Source organism: Streptomyces sp. IBSBF 2435 (assembly GCF_036815005.1).
In the GTDB taxonomy this organism is placed as follows: Bacteria; Actinomycetota; Actinomycetes; order Streptomycetales; family Streptomycetaceae; genus Actinacidiphila.
The window spans coordinates 38,785-61,918 of record NZ_JAJSYW010000033.1 but is presented as its reverse complement, the minus strand read 5'-3'; the positions used below and the strand labels follow the sequence as shown (position 1 = coordinate 61,918).

At 71.0% G+C, this 23,134-nt stretch carries 18 protein-coding genes; 12 read left to right on the top strand and 6 right to left on the bottom strand.

Going from position 1 to position 23,134, the window contains the following annotated elements:
* Positions 1-138 precede the first annotated feature (138 nt).
* Together V7E46_RS09505 and V7E46_RS09500 are read left to right on the top strand one after the other, a co-directional pair.
* The gene (locus V7E46_RS09505) at positions 139-1,128 is read left to right on the top strand and encodes an aldo/keto reductase (RefSeq protein ID WP_333768000.1); all 990 of its coding nucleotides are present in this window, start codon (positions 139-141) and stop codon (positions 1,126-1,128) included.
* 3 nt (positions 1,129-1,131) lie between these two features.
* Complete coding sequence (locus V7E46_RS09500; RefSeq protein WP_333767999.1) at positions 1,132-1,962, top strand: amidohydrolase family protein; 831 nt, start codon at positions 1,132-1,134, stop codon at positions 1,960-1,962.
* Between the two features lie 262 nt (positions 1,963-2,224).
* Here V7E46_RS09500 and V7E46_RS09495 read toward each other — a convergent pair whose 3' ends face one another.
* The gene (locus V7E46_RS09495) at positions 2,225-2,896 is read right to left on the bottom strand and encodes a FadR/GntR family transcriptional regulator (protein ID WP_329180475.1); all 672 of its coding nucleotides are present in this window, start codon (positions 2,894-2,896) and stop codon (positions 2,225-2,227) included.
* A gap of 100 nt (positions 2,897-2,996) precedes the next feature.
* Positions 2,997-3,794 carry an AraC family transcriptional regulator gene (locus V7E46_RS09490; RefSeq protein ID WP_333767998.1) on the bottom strand — a complete coding sequence of 266 codons (798 nt, stop codon included), beginning with the start codon at positions 3,792-3,794 and terminating at the stop codon, positions 2,997-2,999.
* Between the two features lie 67 nt (positions 3,795-3,861).
* Here V7E46_RS09490 and V7E46_RS09485 point away from each other — a divergent pair, with 67 nt between their 5' ends.
* Both V7E46_RS09485 and V7E46_RS09480 read left to right on the top strand, forming a co-directional pair.
* Positions 3,862-4,425, top strand: a complete 564-nt coding sequence (locus tag V7E46_RS09485) for a TIGR03086 family metal-binding protein (RefSeq protein ID WP_333767997.1) — start codon at positions 3,862-3,864, stop codon at positions 4,423-4,425.
* A complete protein-coding gene (locus V7E46_RS09480; protein WP_333767996.1) occupies positions 4,422-5,186 on the top strand; it encodes a nucleotidyltransferase domain-containing protein in 765 nt (254 codons plus the stop codon). The genes V7E46_RS09485 and V7E46_RS09480 overlap by 4 nt, the downstream gene beginning before the upstream one ends.
* Positions 5,187-5,244: 58 nt before the next feature.
* Here the strand turns inward: V7E46_RS09480 and V7E46_RS09475 are convergent, their stop codons facing one another.
* From V7E46_RS09475 to V7E46_RS09460, 4 genes are all read right to left on the bottom strand, one after another.
* Positions 5,245-6,855 carry a glycerol-3-phosphate dehydrogenase/oxidase gene (locus V7E46_RS09475; protein ID WP_333767995.1) on the bottom strand — a complete coding sequence of 537 codons (1,611 nt, stop codon included), beginning with the start codon at positions 6,853-6,855 and terminating at the stop codon, positions 5,245-5,247.
* Positions 6,856-6,862: 7 nt separating this feature from the next.
* The gene (gene glpK, locus V7E46_RS09470) at positions 6,863-8,416 is read right to left on the bottom strand and encodes a glycerol kinase GlpK (RefSeq protein WP_329180485.1); all 1,554 of its coding nucleotides are present in this window, start codon (positions 8,414-8,416) and stop codon (positions 6,863-6,865) included.
* Positions 8,417-8,478: 62 nt separating this feature from the next.
* Positions 8,479-9,267, bottom strand: a complete 789-nt coding sequence (locus V7E46_RS09465) for an MIP/aquaporin family protein (protein WP_329180487.1) — start codon at positions 9,265-9,267, stop codon at positions 8,479-8,481.
* 154 nt (positions 9,268-9,421) lie between these two features.
* On the bottom strand, positions 9,422-10,186 hold the full coding sequence (locus V7E46_RS09460; RefSeq protein ID WP_333767994.1) for an IclR family transcriptional regulator: 765 nt from the start codon (positions 10,184-10,186) through the stop codon (positions 9,422-9,424).
* Between the two features lie 334 nt (positions 10,187-10,520).
* On the opposite strand from V7E46_RS09460, the gene metH reads away from it, so the two are divergent.
* From metH to V7E46_RS09420, 8 genes are all read left to right on the top strand, one after another.
* Positions 10,521-14,042: a methionine synthase gene (metH, locus tag V7E46_RS09455; protein WP_333767993.1), complete on the top strand. Its 3,522-nt coding sequence runs from the start codon at positions 10,521-10,523 to the stop codon at positions 14,040-14,042.
* 289 nt (positions 14,043-14,331) lie between these two features.
* Positions 14,332-15,048 carry an HAD family hydrolase gene (locus V7E46_RS09450; RefSeq protein WP_333767992.1) on the top strand — a complete coding sequence of 239 codons (717 nt, stop codon included), beginning with the start codon at positions 14,332-14,334 and terminating at the stop codon, positions 15,046-15,048.
* A gap of 315 nt (positions 15,049-15,363) precedes the next feature.
* The gene (locus tag V7E46_RS09445) at positions 15,364-16,947 is read left to right on the top strand and encodes an ABC transporter substrate-binding protein (protein WP_333767991.1); all 1,584 of its coding nucleotides are present in this window, start codon (positions 15,364-15,366) and stop codon (positions 16,945-16,947) included.
* A 118-nt stretch (positions 16,948-17,065) separates the two neighbouring features.
* A complete protein-coding gene (locus V7E46_RS09440) occupies positions 17,066-18,085 on the top strand; it encodes an ABC transporter permease (protein WP_329180497.1) in 1,020 nt (339 codons plus the stop codon).
* The gene (locus V7E46_RS09435; RefSeq protein WP_333767990.1) at positions 18,085-19,110 is read left to right on the top strand and encodes an ABC transporter permease; all 1,026 of its coding nucleotides are present in this window, start codon (positions 18,085-18,087) and stop codon (positions 19,108-19,110) included. The genes V7E46_RS09440 and V7E46_RS09435 overlap by 1 nt, the downstream gene beginning before the upstream one ends.
* On the top strand, positions 19,107-20,168 hold the full coding sequence (locus tag V7E46_RS09430; RefSeq protein ID WP_333767989.1) for an ABC transporter ATP-binding protein: 1,062 nt from the start codon (positions 19,107-19,109) through the stop codon (positions 20,166-20,168). Before V7E46_RS09435 ends, V7E46_RS09430 begins: the two co-directional genes overlap by 4 nt.
* On the top strand, positions 20,152-21,507 hold the full coding sequence (locus V7E46_RS09425; RefSeq protein WP_333767988.1) for an ABC transporter ATP-binding protein: 1,356 nt from the start codon (positions 20,152-20,154) through the stop codon (positions 21,505-21,507). The genes V7E46_RS09430 and V7E46_RS09425 overlap by 17 nt, the downstream gene beginning before the upstream one ends.
* A gap of 25 nt (positions 21,508-21,532) precedes the next feature.
* On the top strand, positions 21,533-23,128 hold the full coding sequence (locus V7E46_RS09420) for an ABC transporter substrate-binding protein (RefSeq protein ID WP_333767987.1): 1,596 nt from the start codon (positions 21,533-21,535) through the stop codon (positions 23,126-23,128).
* The last annotated feature ends 6 nt before the right edge of the window (positions 23,129-23,134 follow it).

The window sequence follows — 23,134 nt, the reverse complement described above, 5'->3', positions numbered from 1 at the left end:
ATCTGACCGATCCGACCGATCCGATCCGACCGACCCGATCCGACCGACCTGATCCGGCCTGTTCTGAACCGCTCCGACTCGATCCGGTCCGACCGCAGCGCAGCGCAGCCGGCCCAGCCCAGCAGAAGGACATCCCGTATGCCCGTACCGGCACTGCCCCGGCTCGGCCTCGGCTGCGCGCCGCTGGCCAATCTCTACCGCGCCATCACCGACGAGGAGGCGGAGGCCACCGTGGCCGCCGCCTTCGACGCGGGGCGGCCCGTCACGTACTTCGACACCGCCCCGCACTACGGCCTGGGCCGCTCGGAGGAGCGGCTCGGCCGGGCGCTGGCCGGCCGGGACCGCGCGTCCTACGTGCTGTCCACCAAGGTCGGGCGCCGGCTGCGCGACCTCGGGCCGGGGGAACTGCCGGACGGGCAGGGCTTCACCGACGTCCCGGACCGGGCCAGGGTCTGGGACTTCACCGCCGACGGCATACGGGCCACCCTCGAGGGCTCGCTGCGGCGGCTCGGCGTAGACGCCGTCGACATCGTCTACCTGCACGACGTCGAGAACCACCTGCCCGACGTCTACGCCACCGGCTTCCCCGCGCTCGCCGAACTGCGCGACCAGGGCCTGGTCAAGGCCATCGGCTTCGGCATGAACCACAGCGACGTCCTGGCCCGGCTGGTCGCCGACCTCGACGTCGACGTGGTGCTGTGCGCGGGCCGCTGGACCCTGCTGGAACGCACCGCCTACGACGACCTGCTGCCGGTGTGCGAGCGCCGCGGCACCAAGGTCGTCGTCGGCGGGGTCTACAACTCCGGGCTGCTGGCCGACCCCAGGCCCGGGGCGCACTACAACTACGCGGCGGCGCCACCGGAGCTGCTGGACCGGGCGCTGGAGATGGCGGCGGTGTGCGGCGAGTTCGGCGTCCCGCTGCGGGCCGCCGCCCTGCGCTACCCCTTCGCCCACCCCAGCGTGGTCTCCGCCGTCGTCGGCGCGGCCGGCCCCGAGGAGGTGCGGGACAACACCGCGATGTTCGAGCACGGCATCCCGGACGCGATGTGGCACGCCCTGGTCGGACGCGGCCTGCTGGACACCGACGTACCGCTGCCGCTCGCGGGCACCGTCACGGCGGGGGAGTAGCCGATGCGGATCGACGCGCACCACCACCTGTGGGACCTCGCGCGGCGCCCGCAGCCGTGGCTGACCGGCGCGGACCTGGACCCCATCGCCCGCACCTTCGAACTGGCCGAGCTGGAACCGCTGCTCGCCGAGCACGGCATCGACGCGACCGTCGTCGTGCAGTCCAGCTCGTCGCTGGAGGAGACCCGCGAACTGCTCGCCACCGCGGCGGCCTCCGGCGGCCGGATCGCCGGCGTCGTCGGCTGGGCCGACCTCACCGACCCCGCTCTCGGCGATGTCCTCGCCTCGCTGACCGGCCCGCTGGTCGCGGTACGCCACCAGGTCCAGGACGAGTCCGACCCGTGGTGGCTGGCCCGCGCCGGTGTCCGCCGCGGCCTCGCCACGGTCGCCGCTGCGGGACTGGCCTACGACCTGCTGGTCACCCCGCGCGAGTTGCCCGCGGCGCTGGAGACGGCGGCGGCGCTGCCCGAACTCCGCTTCGTCCTCGACCACGCGGCGAAGCCGCCGGTCGCCTCCGGCGGGTGGGAGCCGTGGGGCGCGCAGCTGCGACGGCTCGCCGCGCTGCCGAACGTCAGCTGCAAGCTGTCGGGGCTCGTGACGGAGGCGGACTGGGGGCGGTGGACGCCGGGCGATGTCCTGCCGTACGCGCGGCACGCCCTCGACGTCTTCGGCCCGTCCCGGGTCCTGTTCGGCTCCGACTGGCCGGTCTGCACGCTTGCCGCGACGTACGGGGCCGTGCTGGCCTTGGCGGAGGAGGCCGTGGGCGGCCTCTCCGCGGCCGAGCGGTCCGCCGTCTTCGGCGGAAACGCTTCCCGCGTCTATGCCTTGACCTGAGCCCGGCGCCTGGCCGGCGGCTGCCCGTGCCCTGCCCGTGCGCCGCGGCCGGCCGCGCAGTTCCCCGCGCCCCGGAGGGGCGCCCTCTTGCGCAGAGGGCAGGCCACCAGGGGTGCGAGGAGCGGCCCGCGCAGCCACCGCGGCGGAAAAGAAGCAACGCCACCGCAAGCGGCAACCCCTCAGGGGCGCGGGGAACTGCGCGACAAGCCACGGCGGACCGTCGTGTGGAGGCGGCGGGACGCCCCCGGTCGCCCGGGGGGATTCAGAGCGTCGAGCGGAGCCACTGTTCGACGCTGGCGACATGCACCGTCGCCCAGGACCGCGCGGCCTCCGCGTCGCGGTCCCTGAGCGCGCTCAGGATCGCCCGGTGCTCATGCAGCGTCCGCGACACCGCGTCCTCCTGGGTGAGGCCGCGCCAGACACGCGCGCGGGTGGTGGGGCCCGACAGGCCGTCCAGGAGCGAGCACAGAACCGAATTGCCCGAGCCCTGCACGATGCCGCGGTGGAATTCCAGGTCGGAGGCGACCAGTTCCTCCACCGAGGGCTCCGGCCCGAGCGCGTCGAGCTTGCCCTCCAGCACGTCCAGCTCCTCCGCGGGGATGCGGATCGCCGCCATCGCGGTGGCGGCCGGCTCCAGGATGCGCCGCACCGCGAGGAATTCCAGCACCGTGTCGTCGCGGTGGAAGTCCACCACGAAGCTCAGCGCTTCGAGCAGCAGCTGCGGGTCGAGGCTGGTGACGTACGTGCCGTCGCCCTGCCGCACGTCGAGGATCCGGATCAGCGACAGCGCCCGCACGGCCTCGCGCAGCGAATTGCGCGACAGGCCCAGCTCGGCGGCCAGCTCGCTCTCCTTGGGGAGCCGGTCGCCGGGCCGGAGCGCCCCGGAGACGATCATCTCCTTGATCTTCTCGATGGCCTCGTCGGTGACCGCCATCCGCGCCCTCCCCTTGTTCAGGTCCCGCGGCGCCGCCAGACCTCCGATGTATACCCTCATTATGTGCCTGGGAGGCCCGAACACCTAACGAAACCGGAATTCAGCGGCCCGCGTATCTGCTGGGCGGCGAGCCGACCGCGGCGGTGAAGTCCCGGGTGAGGTGCGCCTGGTCGGCGTAGCCGAGGTCGGCGGCGAGCGCCGCCCAGTCCAGGCCGGCCCCCTCGTCGGCCCGGGCGGCGGCCTCGTGCAGCCGGGCCCTGCGCAGCACCCACTTCGGCGACGCTCCGACGTATTCCGCGAAGAGGCGCTGCAACCGCCGTACCGGCATGCCGAGGCCCCGGGCCAGCTCGTCCACCCGGAAGAGCCGCGGGCTCGCGGTGATCGTCTCGACCAGGGCGGCGACCTCGGCGACCTGCGGGTCGGCCGGCAGCGCGGGCAGCAGGCCGAGCAGGAAGCCGTCGGCGAGCGCGGCCATCGCCGCCAGGTCGTCCAGCGCCAGGATCCGCCGGCCCACCTCCGCCACCGCGGCTCCGAAGACGTCGGCGGCCGGGACCCTACGGTCGGCGAGGGCGGCCACCGGGCCGTGCGCGAACGGCCGGAAGGCCCCCGGCCGGAACTTCACCCCGAAGACCTGCCCCGCACCGGCCAGTCGCCGGACGAACACCCCGCGCTGGACCCCGTAGACCAGCGCCCCCTCCGGTTCGAAGACCAGGTGCACATTGGGGTGCGCGAGCACCTTCTGCTCGTACGGGTCGCGCCCGCGCAGGTCCCAGCGGGGGTTCCAGTAGAAGTCCACGAGGCCGGCCAGGGCGGGCGCGGGCGGCTGCTTGCGTACGTCGAGGAAACCGGCCGCCGCGTCCGGCCGCAGCACCCCGCGGCTCAAGCCGTGCCCGGTCATGGCCCCAGCCTATGCGGTGTCGCGTTTGTTCAAGACGGGCCGCGGGGCGCTGCGTAGCGTCGCGGGCATGAACTTCCACGCACAGATCGCCGACAGCGCGCGGGAGGCGGCCCGTATCACCGCCGGGATCGGCCAGGACCGGCTCGCAGGACCGACCCCCTGCCCGGACTACGACACCCGCGCCCTGGTCAACCACCTGGTCGCCTTCACCGGTATCGGCATGGAGCTGCGGGCCAGGCGCGAGCCGCACCCCGACGACCTCGCCGCCCGCGACTTCACCGCGGACCCGCAGTGGGCGCGGCACTATGCCGGGCAGTTGGACCGGTCCGTCGCCGCCTGGGCCGACCCGGCCGTCTGGGAGGGCGAGATCAGCTCCATGCCGGCGTCCGGCATGGCCGCCATGCTCTTCCTCGAACTGTGCCTGCACGGCTGGGATCTGGCCAAGGCGACGGGGCAGGACTACCGCGTCGCCGACGGCACCGCCGAGCAGCTGCTTGCCGCGGTGCGCGAGAACGCGCAGATGTACCGCGACTACAAGGGCTTCGGTGAACCGGCGGAGATCCCCGCGGGCGCGGGCGACCTGGAAACCGCTGTCGCCCTTTCCGGCCGCGACCCATACTGGGCCGGATGATCCAGCATGACCTCATCTCCCGGGTACGGGAGCTCTGCCGCGCGGACCAGGGCGTCCGCGCGGCCCTGATGTACGGCTCCTTCGCGGCCGGGAGCGGCGACGAGCACAGCGACATCGAATTCTGGCTGTTCTTCGAGCCCGCCGCCCGTGCCGCGCTCGACCCGGCCGCCTGGTGCGCCCGGGTCGGCCCGGTGAACCTGGTGCTGCGCAACGAGTTCGGCACCCATGTCGCCTTCTTCCCGGGACCGGTACGCGGCGAATTCCACTTCGCCACCACCGGCGACATCGGCTCGGTCGGCGACTGGCCGGCCCGCGGCGCCGCGGTGGACGCGATGGTGGTGGTGGACAGGGACGGGCGGCTCGCCCCGGTCCTGGCGGCGGTGCCCGAGGAGCCGGACATCCCCGGCAGTCCCGAGGAGACCGCCGACCTGTGCGGCCGGTTCGCCAACTGGCTGGTGCTCGCGCTGCACGTGACGGCCCGCGGCGAGCTGCTGCGGGCCCAGGACGCGCTGTGGCACGCCGCCCGGCATCTGCTGTGGATGGCCAGGCTCGCCGAGCACAGCACCGCCCACTGGCTGACCCCGTCCCGGGCGGCCGAGGACGAGCTGCCCGCCCGTACGGTCGCGGCCGTCGCCGAGTCCAGTCCGGCGGCCCTGTGGCGCGACGGCCGCGACCGCTGGCTGACCCTGCTGGCCAGGACCGGCGGCGGGGCGCCGACGGCCCTGTTCGCCGAGCTGGACCGGCTGACCGGCGAGGGCTGAGCGGGCGCGCCGGGCGTACGGCAGCCGGCCGCGTACCGCGGTCGGTCCCGTACGGCCGTCAGTCCCGTACGGTCAGCAGCCGCTCGACCTCCGCGCGGATCTCCGGGGTGTCCAGGCCGCGGATCGTCAGCGTCGTACGCCGCCGCAGCACGTCGTCCGCGTGCTGCGCCCACTCGTGGTCCCTGGCGTAGACGACCTGCGCCCAGATCTCCGGCGCGTCGGGATGGATACGGCGGGCCAGCGCCTGGTCCTCGGCGGCCAGCCGGGCGATGTCGAAGGCCAGCGAGCCGTAGTGGCCGGCCAGGTGCCTGGCCGTGTCGGGCGCCATCCGCGGCCCGGGGATGCCGCCGTCGGCCTGGAGCCGGTGGGCGACGGCGCCCTGGCTGGCGAACCCGGGCAGCGGCGCCCGGCGCGGCAGCGCGGACATCGGCTCCACGCCGTCGGCCAGCGGGCGGCCGGGCAGCGCGGCGAGCTTGTTCATCACCGTGCGGCCGATGTGCCGGAAGGTCGTCCACTTGCCGCCCGCCACCGACAGCATCCCGCCGCGCCCCTCGGTGACCACCGTCTCCCGCTTGGCCTTGGCGGTGTCGCCTGGCCCGCCGGGCAGCACCCGCAGCCCCGCGAAGGCGTACGTGATCAGGTCGCGGGACAGCTGCTGGTCGCGGACCGAGAAGGCGGCCTCGTCCAGGATCTGCGCAGTGTCCGCCTCGGTGACCCGCACCTCGGCCGGGTCGCCCTCGTAGACCTCGTCGGTGGTGCCGAGCAGCAGCATGTCCTCCCACGGCAGCGCGAAGGTGATGCGGTACTTGTCGATCGGGGTGGCCAGCGCCGCCCGCCAGGGCGCGGTGCGCCGCAGCACCAGGTGGGCGCCCTTGGAAAGCCGGATCGAGGGTTCCGCGCCCGGGTCCTCCATCCGCCGCAGGTGGTCCACCCACGGCCCGGTGGCGTTGAGCACCAGCCGCGCGTCCACCCCGAAGTCGGTGCCGTCGATCCGGTCGCGCAGGTCGGCGCCGGTGACCCGGCCGCGGGTGAAGCGCAGCCCGGTCACTTCGGCGTGGTTGAGCACGGCCGCGCCCGCGTCCACGGCGGCCCTGACCGTCATCAGGGCCATCCGGGCGTCGTTCATCTGCCCGTCCTCGTAGACCGCGACAGCGCGCAGGTTGTCGGTGCGCAGCTCCGGCACGTCACGGGCGGCCTTCGCCGGGCTGATCACATGCCCGACACCGTCCCTGAACGCCGACAGCGCCGAGTACGCGAAGACGCCCGCGCCGAGCTTGGCGGCGCCGTGCGGGCCGCCCTTGTAGACCGGCAGGTAGAAGGTCAGCGGATTGGCCAGGTGCGGCGCGACGTCCCGGGACACCGCCCGCCGTTCCACATGGTTCTCGGCGACCAGCCGCACCGCGCCGGTCTGCAGGTAGCGCAGCCCGCCGTGCAGCAGCTTGGAGGACGCCGAGGAGGTGGCGCCGGCGAAGTCGCCGGCGTCCACCATCGCCACCCGCAGACCCGACTGCGCGGCGTGCCAGGCGGTCGTGATGCCCAGGATGCCGCCGCCGATCACCAGCAGGTCGTACGTGGCGCGGCCCAGCGCCTCCCGGGCCCCGGCCCGGCCCGGGTCGGCGCCGGCAGTCGGACGCGTCCCCGTCGCGGGGGCGCTCTGCGGAGTGGTCATCGGTGCCTCAGTCCTTCTCGTCGATCCAGCCCATGGTCGCCTGGACGGCCTTGAGCCACTGCTTGTACTCGCTGTCGCGCTGCGTCGGGTCCATGGACGGGGTCCACTCGGCGGCGCGCTTCCAGTTGGCCCGCAGCGCGTCGGTGTCCGGCCAGAAGCCGATCGCCAGACCGGCCGCGTAGGCCGCGCCCAGACAGGTGGTCTCGGCGACCATCGGGCGCACCACGGGCACGTCCAGGAAGTCCGAGAGGGTCTGCATGAGCAGGTTGTTGGACGTCATGCCGCCGTCGACCTTGAGCGTGGTGACCTCGGTGCTGGAGTCCTTGAACATCGCGTCGGCGATCTCCCGGGTCTGCCACGCGGTGGCCTCCAGGACGGCGCGGGCGATGTGCGCCTTGGTGACGTACCGGGTCAGGCCCGCGATCACCCCGCGCGCGTCGGAGCGCCAGTAGGGGGCGAAGAGGCCGGAGAAGGCCGGTACGAAGTAGGCGCCGCCGTTGTCCTCCACCGAGGAGGCCAGCGTCTCGATCTCGGCGGCGGTGCTGATCAGGCCCATCTGGTCGCGCATCCACTGCACCAGCGAGCCGGTCACCGCGATGGAGCCTTCGAGGGCGTAGACCGGCTTGGCGTCGCCGATCCGGTAGCCGACGGTGGTGATCAGGCCCGCGTAGGAGTTCACCGGGGTCTCACCGGTGTTCATCAGCATGAAGGTGCCGGTGCCGTAGGTGGACTTCGCCTCGCCCACGGCGAAGCAGGTCTGGCCGAACAGCGCGGCCTGCTGGTCGCCGAGCGCGGAGGCCACCGGGACGGCGTCGAGGCCGCCGACGTCGGTGGTGCCGTAGACCTCGGAGGACGACCTGATCTCCGGCAGCACCGCCATGGGGACGCCGATCGAGTCGCAGATCTTCGCGTCCCACTGGAGGGTCTTGAGGTCCATCAGCAGGGTCCGGGAGGCGTTGGTGACGTCGGTGACGTGCTTGCCGCCGTCGACCCCGCCGGTGAGGTTCCAGATCACCCAGGAGTCCATGGTGCCGAACAGGATCTCGCCGCGCTCGGCCCGCTCCCGCAGCCCGTCGACATTGTCGAGCAGCCAGCGGATCTTCGGCCCCGCGAAGTACGACGCGAGAGGCAGGCCGGTCTGCCGCCGGAAGCGGTCCTGGCCGACGTTGCGCCCCAGCTCACGACAGAGCGCGTCGGTGCGGGTGTCCTGCCAGACCAGCGCGTTGTGCACCGGCTGCCCGGTGTTCTTGTCCCACAGCATCGTGGTCTCGCGCTGGTTGGTGATGCCGATCGCCTTGACGTCGGCGGGGGTGAAGCCGGCGATGTCCTGGCCGGCTTTGGTGATGGCGCTGCCGACCACTTCCTGGACGTTCGTCCAGATCTCCGCCGCGTCGTGCTCGACCCAGCCGGGCTTGGGGAAGATCTGCTCGTGCTCCTTCTGGTCGACGGCGACGATCCGGCCGTCGCGGTCGAAGATGATGCAGCGGCTCGATGTGGTGCCCTGGTCGATCGCCGCGATGAACGGTCCTGTGCCGTGGCTGCTGGTGGGAGTGTCGGTCATGGTGTGCTCCTCGTCGGGTCTGCGCTCGGTGGTCCGGGTGACGACAGCGGTCCCGTACGGCTCTATGTGAACGCGAGCCGGTACAGTCCGCCTGCGATGGCGGCGCCGGCCAGCGGGCCGGCCACCGGGATCCATGCGTAGCCCCAGTCGGAACCGCCCTTGCCGGGCAGCGGCAGCAGGCTGTGCACGATCCGCGGTCCGAGATCCCGGAACGGATTGATCGCGTAGCCGGTGGGCCCTCCGAGTGACAGACCGAGTCCGACCACGATCAGCGCGGTGAGCAGGATGCCCATTCCATTCTCCGCCAGACCGTCGGTCATGCCCTGCGTAAGGATGAAGAGCACCAGCACCATGGTGGCGACGGCCTCGGTGAGCAGGTTCTGCAGCGGGTTGCGGATCTCGGGGCCGGTCGCGAAGATCCCAAGCACCGGGCCGCCGGGCTGGGCCTTGTTGCCCGTCGTCGGCCCCGCGGGGTCGCTCTCGCGGCCCGCGGTGACCTCCGGGTCGGTCAGATGGGCCTGGAACTGCCCCAGATAGGCCACCCAGACCAGAAAAGCGCCGATCAGTGCTCCGATCAGCTGACCGAGCAGGTAGTACGGCACCTTCGACCACTCACCGGTCTTGATCGCGATGCCCAGGGTGACCGCGGGGTTCAGATGCCCGCCGGAGTAGCCGTTGGCGATGTAGGCGCCGCCCAGCACGCCGAATCCCCAGCCGAAGGTGATCGCCAGCCAACCGGCGTCCCTGGCCTTGGACCGTTTGAGTGTCACGGCGGCGCAGACGCCGCAGCCGAGCAGGATGAGCACGGCGGTACCGAAGATCTCGCCGATGACGATATGGCCGTTGGACACAGCGACTCCCTTGTCACAATCCGTCCGGTGTTCGACATTGTCGATCGCTGGACGAGAGTGTTCTCCCCTTGGGTTGCGCAGGTCAAGAGGGATGTGAGCCAGACCTCGCCGGTCGGAGCCGGAGTGGGAGTGGGAATCGCCGTCGGCCGGAGGGTCAGAAGCGGCCGGCGCCCAGATCACGGGAGACCGCGCGGGCGCAGTCGCGTACCGCGGCCACCAGCCGGGGCTGGATGCCGTCCGTGTCGCAGACCCGTTCCACCGCCCCGGTGACGCCCACCGCGCCCACCGGCATCCGCCGCCGGTCGTAGACGGGCGCCGCCACCGAGGCCACGCCGTCCCAGGTCTCCTCCAGGTCGGCGCCCCAGCCGCGGGCCCTGGTCAGGTCCAGCACCGACTCGAAGCCGGCCGCGCCGGTCACCGTACGGGCGGTCAGCGCCGCCAGCTCGCCCTCGGCGACCTCGTTGCGCGCCACCGGGTCGAAGGCCGACAGCACCTTGCCCAGCGCGGTGCTGTGCAGCGGCTGCATCGCGCCGACCTCCAGCACCTGGCGGCTGTCGTCGGGCCGGAAGACGTGGTGCACGATGAGCACCCCGTGCTGGTGCAGCACGCCCAGGTACGCCGCCTCGCCGCTGGACCTGGCCAGGTCGTCGGTCCACACCAGGGCGCGGGCCCGCAGTTCGTGCACGTCCAGATAGCTGTTGCCCAGCCGCAGCAGCTCCGCGCCCAGCTGGTACTTGCCCGACACCGGCTCCTGCTCGACGAAGCCCTCCTGCTGGAGGGTGCGCAGGATGCCGTGCGCGGTGCCCTTGGCAAGGCCCAGCGAGGAGGCCACGTCCGACAGGCCCAGCCGCCGCTCGCCCCCGGCCAGCAGCCGGAGAACCGCGGCCGCGCGCTCCAGTGACTGGATGGAACCCGGCATGGCATGCACTCCAAGGGCGGAGACGGGACGGCAGAAAACGGCGGACACCTGCGGACACCTGCGGAAAACGACGATGTCACGACGGACGGGACGAGACGCTACGGGACGGCGGGTGCGGCGGACGACAGGATCGGCGGGAAGAGTCACCCGCGTGCCGCGGTCGGCATTGTCGACCTTCATCATCGCAGAGATTCGGACGGCACCACCCGTCCGCCCTTCGGAATGCCTTCGAGGCGGGGTAGACCTGCCAGCTACTCTGGCTAGGTGCGCCATCCGTCCCGCACGGGTCGGGCGGCGCATAGCCGACAGCCGTCGCACCCCAGGGAGCAGTTCCATGGCCTCGCCGTCCCCGTCGTCCGCCGCACCCGCCGCCGCGAGCAATGCCCGCGCCGCCGCCCTGCGCCAGGCACTCGCCACCCGCATCGTCGTCGCCGACGGCGCGATGGGCACCATGCTCCAGGCGCAGGAGCCCACCCTCGACGACTTCCAGCAGCTCGAAGGCTGCAACGAGATCCTGAACGTCACGCGTCCCGACATCGTCCGCTCGGTCCACGAGGCCTACTTCGCGGCCGGGGTCGACAGCGTCGAGACCAACACCTTCGGCGCCAACGCCACCGCGCTCAGCGAGTACGACATCGACGACCGCATCTACGAGCTGGCCGTGGCCGGCGCCCGGCTGGCCCGCGAGGTCGCCGACGACTTCAGCGCCGACGGCCGCCAGCGCTGGGTGTTCGGCTCGATCGGCCCCGGCACCAAGCTGCCCACCCTCGGCCACACCACCTACCAGCACCTGCGCGACGGCTACCACGCCAACGCCGCCGGGCTGATCGCCGGCGGCGCCGACGCGCTGGTGGTCGAGACGATGCAGGACCTGCTCCAGGTCAAGGCCGCGCTGGTCGGCTCCCGCCGGGCGATGGCCGAGGCCGGCGTGGACCTGCCGCTGATCTGCCAGGTCGCCGTCGAGACCACCGGCACCATGCTGCTCGGCTCCGAGATCGGCGCCGCGCTCACCGCGCTCGAACCGCTCGGCATCGACATGATCGGCCTGAACTGCTCGACCGGGCCGGCCGAGATGAGCGAGCACCTGCGCTATCTCGCGCGGCACTCGCGCGTCCCGCTGACCTGCATGCCCAACGCGGGCCTGCCGGTGCTCACCAAGGACGGCGCGCACTACCCGCTCAGTCCGTCCGAGCTGGCCGACGCGCACGAGACCTTCGCCAGGGAGTACGGCCTGTCGCTGGTCGGCGGCTGCTGCGGCACCACGCCCGAGCACCTGCGCCAGCTGGTCGAGCGGGTCGGCGGCCACGAGCTGACCCCGCGCAACCCGCGCCCCGAGCCGGGCGCCGCCTCCCTCTACCAGACCGTCCCCTTCCGCCAGGACACCTCGTACCTGGCCATCGGCGAGCGCACCAACGCCAACGGGTCGCGCAAATTCCGCGACGCGATGCTGGAGGGCCGCTGGGAGGACTGCGTCGAGATGGCCCGCGAGCAGATCCGGGAGGGCGCCCACCTGCTCGACCTGTGCGTGGACTACGTCGGCCGGGACGGCGTCGCCGACATGGCCGAGGTCGCCGGGCGCTTCGCGACCGCCTCGACGCTGCCGATCGTGCTGGACTCCACCGAGGTCGACGTGCTGCGGGCCGGCCTGGAGAAGCTCGGCGGGCGCGCGGTGCTCAACTCGGTGAACTACGAGGACGGCGACGGTCCCGAGTCCCGCTTCGCCCGGGTCACCGAGCTGGCCGTCGAGCACGGCGCCGCCCTGATCGCGCTGACCATCGACGAGGAGGGGCAGGCCAGGACCGTCGAGCACAAGGTCGGGATCGCCGAGCGGCTGATCGCCGACCTCACGGGGAACTGGGGCATCCACGAGTCCGACATCCTCATCGACTGCCTGACCTTCACCATCTGCACCGGCCAGGAGGAGTCCCGCGGCGACGGTGTCGCCACCATCGAGGCGATCCGCGAGCTCAAGCGCCGCCACCCCGACGTGCAGACCACCCTCGGCCTGTCGAACATCTCCTTCGGCCTGAACCCGGCCGCCCGGGTGGTGCTCAACTCGGTCTTCCTCGACGAGTGCGTCAAGGCCGGCCTGGACTCGGCGATCGTGCACGCCTCCAAGATCGTGCCGATCGCCCGCATCCCCGAGGAGCAGCGCCAGGTCGCCTACGACCTGGTCTACGACGCCCGGCGCGAGGACTACGACCCGCTCCAGCGGCTGATGGAGCTGTTCGAGGGGGTCGACAGCCGGTCGGTCAAGGCGGGCAAGGCCGAGGAGCTGGCGGCGCTGCCGCTGGAGGAACGGCTCCAGCGGCGGATCATCGACGGTGAGAAGAACGGCCTGACCGACGACCTGGACGCGGCACTGGCCGAGCGGCCCGCGCTGGAGATCGTCAACGACACCCTGCTGGCCGGCATGAAGGTGGTCGGCGAGCTGTTCGGCTCAGGACAGATGCAGCTGCCCTTCGTGCTCCAGTCCGCCGAGGTCATGAAGTCCGCCGTCGCCTATCTCGAACCGCATATGGAGAAGAGCGAGGACGGCGGCGGCAAGGGCACCATCGTGCTGGCCACCGTCCGCGGCGACGTCCACGACATCGGCAAGAACCTGGTGGACATCATCTTGTCCAACAACGGCTACAACGTGGTCAACCTGGGCATCAAGCAGCCGGTGTCGGTGATCCTGGACGCCGCGCAGGAGCACCGGGCCGATGTGATCGGCATGTCGGGGCTGCTGGTGAAGTCCACGGTGATCATGAAGGAGAACCTGGAGGAACTGAACCAGCGCGGGCTGTCCGCCGAATACCCGGTCATCCTCGGCGGCGCCGCCCTGACCCGCGCCTACGTCGAGCAGGACCTGCACGAGATCTACCTAGGCGAGGTGCGCTACGCCCGCGACGCCTTCGAGGGGCTGCGGCTGATGGACGCGCTGATCGGCGTCAAGCGCGGGGTGCCGGGCGCCAAGCTGCCCGAGCTGAAGCAGCGCCGGGTGGCGGCCCGCCCGCAGGAGCCCGAGGAGCCGGAGGTCGACCTCGGCCAGATCCGCTCCGACGTCGCCGTCGACAACCCCGTGCCCACCCCGCCGTTCTGGGGCAGCCGGGTGGTCAAGGGCATCCAGCTGGCCGACTACGCCTCCTGGCTCGACGAGGGCGCGCTGTTCAAGGGCCAGTGGGGCCTGAAGCAGGCGCGCGCCTCGGGGCCGACGTACGAGGAGATGGTGGAGAGCGAGGGCCGGCCGCGGCTGCGCGGGCTGCTGACCCGGCTGCAGTCCGAGAGCCTGCTGGAGGCCGCGGTCAGCTACGGCTACTTCCCGTGCGTGTCCAAGGGCGACGACCTGATCGTGCTGCACGAGGACGGCACCGAGCGCACCCGTTTCAGCTTCCCCCGGCAGCGCAGGGGGCGCCGGCTGTGCCTGGCCGACTTCTTCCGGCCCGAGGACTCGGGCGAGACCGATGTGGTCGGCTTCCAGGTGGTCACGGTCGGCAACCGCGTCTCGGACGCGGCAGCCGAGCTGTTCGCGGCCGACTCCTACCGGGACTACCTGGAGCTGCACGGCCTGTCGGTGCAGCTCGCCGAGGCGCTGGCCGAATACTGGCACGCCAGGGTGCGCGCCGAGCTGGGGTACGGCGGCGAGGACCCGGGCGACGTCGAGGACATGTTCGCGCTGAAGTACCGGGGCGCGCGGTTCTCGCTCGGCTACGGTGCCTGCCCCGACCTGGAGGACCGCGCCAAGATCGCGGCGCTGCTCGAACCGGAGCGGATCGGCGTGAAGCTGTCGGAGGAATTCCAGCTGCACCCCGAGCAGTCCACCGACGCGATCGTCATCCACCACCCGGAGGCGAAGTACTTCAACGCCCGCTGAGCCGCTGCCGCCTGCCCGCTGAGCCGCCGTCGCCCCCGGCCCCGCTGCCCGCGGCACCGGGGGCGGCGCCGGGCGCGCGGGTGCCCGTCCACCGTCCTTCGCGTGCCTGTCACACGCTCGTCGCCCGGTCGTCGGGCGCGGCCCGGCGCGGCGACGTAGACTGGTCCGTCCGGCAGAGGCCGGTCGCTCTCCCGTTCGCGGGACGCAGCGACCGGCCTTCGTGTCCCCAGGAAGGGCGCGTCGGCACCGGTCCGGCGCCGGGTCCGCACCTCGGCCGAGGAGTGAGCCTATGACCAGCAGCACCCCCGTCGTCGCCACCCGTCCGGCGCACGGCCACGGCCTGCAGGCGGTCCTGCTGGACATGGACGGCACCCTGGTGGACACCGAGGGCATCTGGTGGGCGGCGGAGACCGAGGTCTTCGCGGATCTCGGTCATGTGCTCGACGAGGTGCACAAGGCGGTCGTGGTGGGCGGGCCGATGGCCCGCAGCGTCGGCCACCTGATGGAGGTGACCGGCACCACGGCGACCCTGGCGGAGCTGATGGTCGCGATCGACACCCGGTTCGAGCGGCTGATCGCCCGCGGCGCCCCGCTGATGCCGGGAGCCAGGCGGCTGCTGACCGAACTGGGGGCGCACGGGGTGCCGACGGCGCTGGTGTCGGCCTCGCACCGGCGCACGATCGACGTGATGCTGCGCTCGCTGGGCGCCGAGAACTTCGCTTTCACTCTCGCGGGGGACGAGATCGCCCGTACCAAGCCGCACCCTGACCCGTATCTGGCCGCCGCAGCCCGGCTCGGCGCCCACCCGGCCGCCTGCGTGGTGGTCGAGGACACCCTCACCGGGGTCGCCTCGGCGGAGGCGGCCGGCTGCCAGGTGGTCGCGGTGCCGTCGCTGGTGCCGATCGCGCCGGCCCCGGGGCGCAGCGTCGTACGGTCGCTCGACCAGGTGGATGTCCCATTTCTCCAGTCCCTGGTCAGGCGCTCTGTGAACGTGGATCTGCACTGAGTGTGATCTCTGAATAAAATCTCACGGAGTGGAATCCGGGGGGTGTGATGATTGTCACACGACGCCCCATCGACAGCGGGTGCTCCGACTGGATGAGATTTCACTTACCGCATCTTTACCCGGGCGAAGTGTCCGTTTTGACGTGCCGAGGGTCGATAGCCCCCACGTCCGCATATCGGAGGTGAACGTCCTGTTACCGGTATGTAATGTCCCCTCAATCACTCCGTGTCCCGGTGGGTGATGGCCGCCCCGCTAATGTCCTCGACGGTCGATGCCGACTCAACCGACCGGCATGTGAGCAAGGGGATTCACTGGATGTCACGAAACAAGCGTGTCGTCGCCGCAGCCGCCGTGGCCTTCCTGGCCATCGGCGCCTCCGCGTGCGGTGGTAAAAAGGATAGTTCGTCCGGCAATGGCGGTGGCGGCAGTAGCAGCGGCGGCGGCAAGGGTGCCGTGATCGTCGGAACCACCGACTCGGTGTCCTCGCTGGACCCCGCGGGAGCGTACGACTACGGCTCCTGGGAGGTCATCGACAGCGTCTACCAGAAGGTGATGCACTTCCCGACCGGCGCCACCACGCCGGCCCCGGACGCGGCCAAGAGCTGCAGCTTCACCGACCCCAAGACCTACGCCTGCGACCTGCAGCCCGGCCTGGTGTTCTCCAACGGCGACGCGCTGACGTCGGCCTCGGTGAAGTTCACCTTCGACCGGATGCTCAAGATCGCCGCCCCGAACGGCCCGTCGAGCCTGCTGGCCAACCTGGACAGCACCACGGTCACCGGTGCCGACAAGGTCGTCTTCCACCTCAAGAACCCCGACTCGACCTTCCCCTCGGTGCTCGCCACCGACGCCGGCGCGATCGTCGACGAGAAGGTCTTCCCGGCCGACAAGCTGCTCGACGGCTCGAAGATCATCGGTTCCGGCCCGTACACGCTGGACAAGTACACCGCCAAGCAGCAGGCGTCGCTGAAGGCCAACAAGACGTACAAGGGCACCAACAAGCTGAACAACGGCCAGGTCGTGCTCCAGTACTTCTCCGACGCGTCCGCGCTCAAGTCGGCCGTCAAGGACGGCACGGTCAACGCGGCCTTCCGCAGCCTGTCGCCCACCGACACCCAGGACCTGAAGAAGACCTCGGGCATCCAGGTGCTGGAAGGCACCGGCACCGAGAAGCGCTACCTGGTCTTCGACGCCAAGGTGAAGCCGGCCGACCAGAAGGCCGTGCGGCAGGCCGTCGCCCAGGTCATCGACCGGGCCGGCATCGCCAAGGAGGCCTACGACGACACCGTGGCCCCGCTCTACTCGATGGTCGGCAACGGCATCGAGGGCCACACGGACGCCTTCAAGGACAAGTACGGCGCCCCGGACACCGCCAAGGCCAAGGCGCTGCTCACCGCGGCCGGCATCAGCACCCCGGTGTCGCTGGCGTACGCCTGGACGCCCAGCCACTACGGTGCCGCGTCCGCCGACGAGGCGACCACGATCAAGCGGCAGCTGGAGGCCACCGGCCTGTTCAAGGTGACCCTCAGCTCCACCGAGTGGCAGCAGTACCAGAAGGACGAGAAGTCCGACACGTACGCCTCGTACATGATCGGCTGGTACCCGGACCTGCCCGACCCCGACAACGACGTCGCGCCGTTCCTGACCAAGGAGCCCTTCCTGGGCACCGGCTACGTCAGCCCGCAGATCCTGGCGCTGCTCACCAAGGAGCAGGGCACCGACGACAAGACGGTGCGCAACCAGGCCTTCGCCGACATCCAGAAGATCGTGGCCGAGGACGTCCCGATCATCCCGGTGTGGCAGGGCAAGCAGACCGTCGTCATCCGTGACGGGGTGACCGGTGCCGACAAGGCGCTCGACCCGACGATGTTCCGGTTGTACGAACTCGGCACGAAGTGACCTCCGGCCGGCCCGCGGGGGAGTGACCCCCGCGGGCCGGCCGCGGCTCGCGGCACCTCCCGCGCATCCCGTCGTCCACGGTCCGGGCCAGACCGGACAGCCACCGGAAAGTCACCGCATGAGCAACACGAGCAAGCAGTCGGGCTCGCTGCGGCGCTACATCCTCACCCGGATCGCGCTCGCCGTGCCCATGATCCTGATCCTGCTGATCCTGGTCTTCGTCATGATGCGGGTGGCACCCGGCGACCCGATCTCGGCCTCGCAGGGCGGCAAGCTGAACGCGGCGGAACTCGCCGCGAGACGGCACGCGGCGGGCTTCGACGCGCCGCTCTACCAGCAGTTCTGGGACTACCTGAAGTCGGTGGTGACCCTGAACTTCGGCACCACCTTCTCCGACCGCCGCAGCGTGCGCGACATCATCATCGAGAACGGCGGCGCCACCCTGACCCTGACCGCGGGCGCGCTGGTCTTCGCCACCGTCATCGGCATCCCGGTGGGCCTGCTGGCCGGCCGCTACCGGGACCGCCCGGTCGATGTGATCAGCCGGCTGGCCAGCACCATCACCTACGCGGCCCCCGTCTTCGTCACCGCGCCGCTGCTCATCCTCGCATTCGGCTCCACCTCGGGACAGGCCTCCCCGCTGATCCAGCTCAACGTGCCCACCCAGACGCACATCCTGCTCGTGGACGCGGCGCTGAACAACGACTGGAACGCGGTCGGCGACATCCTCCAGCACCTGCTGCTGCCCTCCGTCGCGCTCGGTCTGCTGATCGTCGGCGTCTTCATCCGGATGATCAGGATCAACCTCATCCAGGCGCTGCAGGGCGACTACATCGAGGCGGCCCGCGCCCGCGGGGTCAGGGAGCGCCATGTCGTCGCCCGGCACGGCTTCCGCAACGCCCTGGTGCCGGTGATCACGGTGCTCGGCCTTCAGGTCGCCATGCTGCTCGGCGGCGCGGTGCTCACCGAGAAGATCTTCAACTGGCCGGGCATCGGACGCCAGTTGATCGACTACATCAACCAGCGCGACTACGTCGCCGTCCAGGGCATCGTCACCGTCTTCGCCCTGGTCGTCGTCGCGATCAGCCTGCTGATCGACTTCGTCAACGCGCTGATCGACCCGAGGGTGCGGTACTGATGGCCACGACGACACTCGCCTCCGGGCCGATCGAGCCCACCACGTCCAGCCGCTTCGGCGGCCTGCGCCGGATCACCTCCGCGATCCGCGAGGCCCGCGGCGTACCGAAGTTCATGCTGTGGACCGGCGCCGTCCTCTCCACGCTGTTCGTGGTCACCGCGCTCTTCGCGCCGCTCATCGCGCCCTACAGCTTCGACACCTACACCTCGGGCGGCAAGGCCTTCCCCAAGCAGGGCTCGCCCGACGGCGACCACTGGTTCGGCACCACCGTGCAGAGCCTCGACGTGCTGTCCCGCACCATCTACGGCGCCCGCACGGCGCTCGAGGTGATGGTGCTCGCGGTGATCTTCTCGCTGATCATCGGGGTACTGCTCGGCCTGGTCTCCGGCTACTTCGGCGGCTGGCTCGACCGCATCCTGGTGCTGGTGATGGACGCCCTGTTCGCGTTCCCCTACCTGCTGCTCGCCATCGTGGCCGGCTTCGTCTTCTCCGGCATCTCCGGCGGCGGTGTGGTCACCGCGGCGCTGTCCATCACGGTGGTCTACATCCCGCAGTACTACCGCGTCGTCCGGGCCTCCGCGCTGTCCGCCCGGGAGGCCACCTTCGTGGAGGCCGCCCGCGCGATGGGCGCCAAGCCGTCCGTGGTCATCCGCAAGTACCTCTTCGGCAACGTCATCCAGTCCGTCCCGGTGATCACCACCATGAACGCCGCCGACGGCATCGGCACCCTGGCGGGACTGGGCTTCCTCGGCCTGGGCATCCAGCCCACCCAGGCCGCCGAATGGGGATACGACCTGGAGCGCGCCATCGACGACGCCAACGCCGGCATGTGGTGGACCAGCCTCTACCCGGGCGTCGCCATGGTTCTCGCCATCCTCGGCTTCACGCTGCTCGGCGAGGGACTCAACGACGTACTCAACCCGACCATGCGGCGCCGCCGGATCCGCAAGGTGCTGCTGCCCGCGCACACCCGGCGCCGTACCGTCACCGCTCCCGCGGTTCCCGAAGGCGAGGCCGTCAAGTGACCGAACCCGTCCTGTCCGTCCGCGACCTGCGCGTCTGGTACGGCACCGACCGCGGCCCGGTACGAGCCGTGGACGGCGTCACCTTCGACGTACGGCCCGGCGAGACCCTCGGCCTGGTCGGCGAGTCCGGCTGCGGCAAGTCCACCCTCGGCCGCGGGGTGCTCGGCCTGACCCCGCCCGCCGCCGCCGTCGACGGCGAGGTCGTCCTGCGCAGCTCCGGCGCCGCGGGACGCAACCTGGTCGGGCTGCCCGCCCGGGAGATCCAGCGGCTGCGCGGCCCCGAACTCGGACTGATCTTCCAGGAGCCGATGACCCGGCTCAACCCGCTGATGCGGGTATCGCAGCACTTCGAGGAGGCGCTGCGCGCCCACCACAAGGGCCTGCCCAAGAAGGAGATCAAGGCCCGCGCGCTGAGCGCGCTGCGCGGCATGGGCATCCCCGAGAGCCGCTACAGCAGCTACCCGCACGAATTCTCCGGCGGCATGCGTCAGCGCATCATGATCGCGCTCGCCCTGGTGCTGCGGCCCGCGTTCATCGTCGCCGACGAGCCGACGACCGCGCTCGACGTGCTGGTCGAGGCGCAGATCATCAAGATCCTCGCCGACCTGCGGAAGAACTTCGACACCTCACTGGTGCTCATCACCCACAACCTGGGTATCGTCGCCGAGGCGTGCGACCGGGTCGCGGTGATGTACGCCGGTCACATCGTGGAACAGGGCGACGCGCGCGAGGTGTTCGCCCACCCGCAGCACCCGTACACCAAGGAACTGCTCCGCTCCACCATCTCGCTGGCCACCACGGGACTGCACTTCATCCCCGGCAGCCCGCCCGACCTGGTGGAACCGCCGCAGGGCTGCCGCTTCCACCCGCGCTGCCCGGTCGCGATGCGCGGCTGCGCCACGGTGGAGCCGCCCGAGGTGATCCTGCCGACCGGTGTGGTCAGCGCCTGCTGGCACCAGGCGATCGAGGCGCAGCCCGCGCTGGTGGACGAGCTGGGACCCGACGGGCGTGAACCGCTCGCCGCTGTGAAGGAGATCAGCGTTGCTGACGAAGCCTGACATCGACCCGTCCGGCGAGGAGGCCGCCGCCCCGGTGGGAGAGGCGCTGGTCGAGGCCACCGGCCTCGAAGTGCACTTCGGCCTGCGCGGCGGGCTGCTCGGCCGCTTCTCCGGCAGGGCCGCCGGCGCGGTCCGCGCCGTCGACGGCATCGACCTCACCCTGCGCAAGGGCGAGGTCCTCGGCCTGGTCGGCGAGTCCGGCTCGGGCAAGACCACGCTCGGCCGCACCCTGATCGGCCTGACCAAGGCCACCGCGGGCAGCATCCGCTACCGCGGCCAGGACATCACCGAACTCGGTGAGCGCCGGCTGCGCCCGCTGCGCCGGCAGTTGCAGATGGTCTTCCAGGACCCGCACGCCTCGCTCAACCCGGCGATGGACATCCGCACCGCGGTCGGCCACCCGCTGCGCATCCACAACCTCGTCGCCGACGACCAGGAGTACGAGGCCAGGGTCGTCGACGCGCTGGAGCGGGTCGGCCTGACCCCGCCGGAGCGCTACCTGGGCAAATTCCCCGGTGACCTGTCCGGCGGCCAGAAGCAGCGTGCCGTGCTGGCCCGGGCGATCATCGCGGAGCCCGAACTGCTGGTCGCCGACGAGCCGATCTCCATGCTGGACATGAGCGTCCGGGCCAAGATCCTCCAGCTCATGCTGGACCTCAAGCGCGATCTCGACCTGACCTACGTCTACGTCACCCACGACCTGGCCAGCGCGAAGTTCTTCTGCGACACCATCGCGATCATGTACCTGGGCCGGATCGTGGAGTACGGCCCGACCGCGCAGGTCTTCGCCGACCCGCAGCACCCGTACACCGAGGCGCTGCTCGCCGCGATCCCCGAGCCCGACCCGGAGCGCGCGGTGCCGCGCGAACTGCCGCGCGGCGAGATCCCCGACGCGGCCAGCCCGCCGATGGGCTGCGCCTTCCACCCGCGCTGCCCGGTCGCCATCAGCGACTGCGGCTGGGAGGCCCGCGACCTGCGGACCCTGCTGGAGAACCGCTGGCTCGAACTGGCCCCCGAGGTCTCGGCGCAGGAGAAATCGCTCTTCGCGGACATGGAGTCGCTCGGTGAACCGGGGCTGACCACCGTCGCTATCGCACCCGGCCGAGGCCACGCTCCCGAAGATGTGTTGGAATACCTCCGGCGTCTGCGTGAGGAAGCATCGGAAGCCGAACCGCGTGAACCGTTCTGGCGCGGTGTGGTCACGATGCATGCCGAGAACGGCCGGGCCGTGGTGGAGTTCTCGCCGCCGCGGGATCCGCGCCTCAGCCTGATTCCGGCCACCGGCATCCAGGTGGCATGCCATCTGCGTGAGCCTGTCGCGGGCACCACCGGTACATGAGCAGAACAAGAGGAGAACGACGACGATGAACCGCAAGCTTCTGGTGCTGCCCGCCCTGCTGGGCGTGATGACACCCCTGCTCACCGGGTGCGGCGGTTCCGGCGGAGGGAGCGGTGGCGGCAAGGCCATCGTCGTCGGCACCACCGACAGCATCGAGCTGACCAAGGACAACCCGGCGCCGCTCGACCCCGCCACCTCGTACGACAGCGCGACCTGGAACGTCTTCTACAACACGTTCCAGATGCTGCTGACCTACCAGCGCGGCAGCACCACGCCGAGCCCCGACGCGGCCAAGGACTGCCATTACACCGACGTCAGCGTGCTCACGTACCAGTGCACGATGCGGGAGGACCAGAAGTTCTCCAACGGTGACGCGCTGACCGCGCAGGACGTGAAGTTCTCGATCGACCGGATGCAGAAGATCAACTGGGCGGCCGGTCCCGCCTCGCTGATATCGGGCGTCAAGTCGGTGGACGCCCCGGACGGCAAGACGGTGGTCTTCCACCTCAAGGCGCCGGACGCGACCTTCCCCGCCAAGCTCGCCACCCCGGCCGCCGCGATCGTCGACAGCAAGGTCTACGCCCCCGACAAGCCGTACACCGGCTTCCGCCTGGTCGGCTCGGGGCCGTACACGATGGACTCCTTCGTGCAGGCCAAGCAGGGCGAGTTCTCGAAGAACTCGCACTACGGCGGCACCCTCAAGGTCAACAACAGCGCGATCGAGCTGAAGCTGTTCGCCGACTCGCACAAGATGGAGGCCGCGCTGCGGGCCGGCACCATCGACGTGATGGCGCGCACCCTGAGCCCGGACCAGATCGGCACCCTGCTCGGCAGCACCGACCCGAACGTCAAGCTCACCGAGTCGCCCGGCGGCGAGGCGCGGTTCCTGTTCCTCAACACCGACTCGCCGGCCCTCAAGGACGTGGTCGTGCGCAGGGCCATCGCCCAGGTCATCGACCGGCAGGCGATCACCCGCGACGTCTACAAGCGCACCGCGGACCCGCTGTACTCGGTGATCCCGCAGGGCATCACCACGCACACCAACTCGTTCTACAACATCTACAAGGACCCCTCGGTCCCGACGGCCAAGGCCGAGCTGCGCAGCGCCGGCATCACCGACAAGGTCTCGGTGACCATCAACTTCCGCCGTGACAACGGCGGCACGATGAACCAGGCCGAGGCCCAGGAGATCGCCCGGCAGCTCAACGCGAGCGGGCTGTTCGACGTCACGGCCAAGAGCGAGCAGTGGAACACCTTCCTCAAGAAGGCGTCCGACCGGGACTACGAGATCTTCGCGCTGAGCTGGCTGCCCGACTTCCCGGACCCGGACAACTACATCGCGCCGTTCTTCGACAAGGACAACTTCCTCAACCTGGCCTACAACAACAAGACGATCCAGGACCAGTTGCTGCCGGCCACCCGCAAGCAGGCCGAGCGCGGTGCCACCACGACGGACTTCACCAAGGCGCAGAACCTGATCGCCACCGATGTGCCGATGCTGCCGCTGTGGCAGGGCAAGCAGTACATCGCCGCCCGCAGCAACATCACCGGCGTCGAGTGGGCGCTGAACTCCTCCACCACCACGCAGTTCTGGGAGCTGGGCCGGGGCCAGAGCGGCTGACCGCCG